Origin of the sequence: Rhodococcus sp. (in: high G+C Gram-positive bacteria) (assembly GCF_049299235.1) — a bacterium.
Taxonomy (GTDB): Bacteria; Actinomycetota; Actinomycetes; order Mycobacteriales; family Mycobacteriaceae; genus Rhodococcus.
Genome location: NZ_JBAQXC010000359.1, coordinates 1 through 1,703, shown reverse-complemented (window position 1 = coordinate 1,703; position 1,703 = coordinate 1). Strand labels below are relative to the sequence as shown.

Below are 1,703 nucleotides of genomic sequence, written 5' to 3'. Positions count from 1 at the left end.
GGGCCGCGCCGTACATGTACGCCGCCCGACGGCCCATCGCGGTGCCCGCGTACACGTTTTCGGCGACGGCGTGCTCGACGAATCCGGCGGGTGCGAGTATCGGGCATCGTCCGGCGGCAACGTCCTCCTCGGTCGTGACACCTTTGACCCCGCCGAAGTGATCGATGTGGCAGTGCGTGTAGATCACTCCGGTAACGGGTCGGTCGCCGCGGTGCGCCCGATACAGGGCGAGTCCGGCTGCCGCCGTCTCCGCGGAGATCAACGGGTCGATCACGATCACGCCGGCGTCACCCTCGACGAGGGTCATGTTCGACAAGTCGAGACCGCGAATCTGGTAGATGCGCTCGGTGACCGCGAAGAGCCCCTGCCGCACACACAACCGGGACTGTCGCCACAGACTCGGATTCACCGTCGGCGGGCACGCTTCGTCGAGGAAGGCGTACGAATCGCTGTCCCACACGACGTCTCCGTGTGAATTCGTCACAATTCCCGGTTCGAGCGATGCGACGAATCCGCGTTCGGCGTCCGCGAAATCCTGGTCGTCGTCGAACGGGAGTACCTGCCCGGTACGGGTCGAAGCGGGTGCCTTGTCATCCGATGGGTTGGTCATCGAGATCCTTCCACACAACCGAGACGCCCGACCCACACCGGGCCTTGATCCCAGGATGGTGGGAGCCGACCGGCTTGGCCTCACCCTTCTCGGGTGAAATCGCCATCGGCGACCGAACCCCGACCCGCAGAATTCTGCCCCCCACGTCACCGGCTTCGGCGTCACCGAACGCGGACGTGCGTGGCAGGATGCGTGACACACGCAACCCGAATCCACGGCAGGGGACGCCCATGCAACATTCCGATTCCTCGTTCACCGGCGGCGCCGATACCCGGATCGTCTACGACATCTGGTCACCCGACGACGAGCCCCGCGGCATTCTGGTGTTGTGCCACGGACTCGGTGAACATGCCCGCCGGTACGACCACGTCGCCGAGCGGCTCACCGAGATCGGACTCGTGGTCTATGCGCCGGATCATCGCGGGCACGGGCGGTCCGGCGGCAAGCGCCTGCACCTGCGGGAGATGAGCGAGTTCACCGACGACATCGCGCGACTGTTCACGATCGCCGACGAAGCGCACCCGGGTCTTCCGCGCTTTCTGCTCGGGCATTCGATGGGCGGGGCGATCGCACTGAGCTATGCCCTCGACCACCCAGGGAAACTGACGGGTCTCGCCCTGTCCGGTCCCGCGGTCGTCGTCACCTCCGGCACGCCCGGTGTGATCGTCGAAGCAGGCAAGCTGATCGGCCGGTTCCTGCCGGATCTGCCGGTACAGAAACTCGACGCGAACCACGTGTCGCGCAACCCCGCGGTCGTGGCCGCGTACAACGCCGATCCGCTGGTGCATCACGGTCTGGTGCCGGCGGGTATCGCGCGGGTGCTCATTCTCGGCCAGGAGTCCTACCCGGCCCGGCTGCCGTCGTTGACGGTCCCGGTGCTGGTGCAGCACGGTACCGAGGACAAGCTGACCGATCCGGCCGGCAGCCGACTGGTCGCCGATCGTGCCGGCTCCGAGGACGTCACCCTCGAGTTGTACGACGGGCTGTACCACGAGATTTTCAACGAGTACGAGAAGGACCGGGTGCTCGACGACCTCACCGGCTGGCTGAAGGCTCGCCTGTAGGCCCGGTGTGCCTTTTGGGCCCCGCGAGG

General features: G+C 66.5%; 2 protein-coding genes. One reads left to right on the top strand and one right to left on the bottom strand.

Annotation, left to right across the window (positions count from 1 at the left end; genetic code table 11):
• Nucleotides 1–610: MBL fold metallo-hydrolase (locus WAX14_RS22455; RefSeq protein WP_422630255.1), on the bottom strand; the 610-nt coding region annotated here is incomplete at its 3' end.
• A gap of 230 nt (nt 611–840) precedes the next feature.
• Here WAX14_RS22455 and WAX14_RS22450 point away from each other — a divergent pair.
• Nucleotides 841–1,674, top strand: a complete 834-nt coding sequence (locus WAX14_RS22450; protein WP_422630254.1) for an alpha/beta hydrolase — start codon at nt 841–843, stop codon at nt 1,672–1,674.
• The last annotated feature ends 29 nt before the right edge of the window (nt 1,675–1,703 follow it).

Bases quoted from the DNA above. Each gene is read 5' to 3' on its own strand.
- WAX14_RS22450 (WP_422630254.1), top strand. From the start codon at position 841: ATGCAACATTCCGATTCCTCGTTCACCGGCGGCGCCGATACCCGGATC.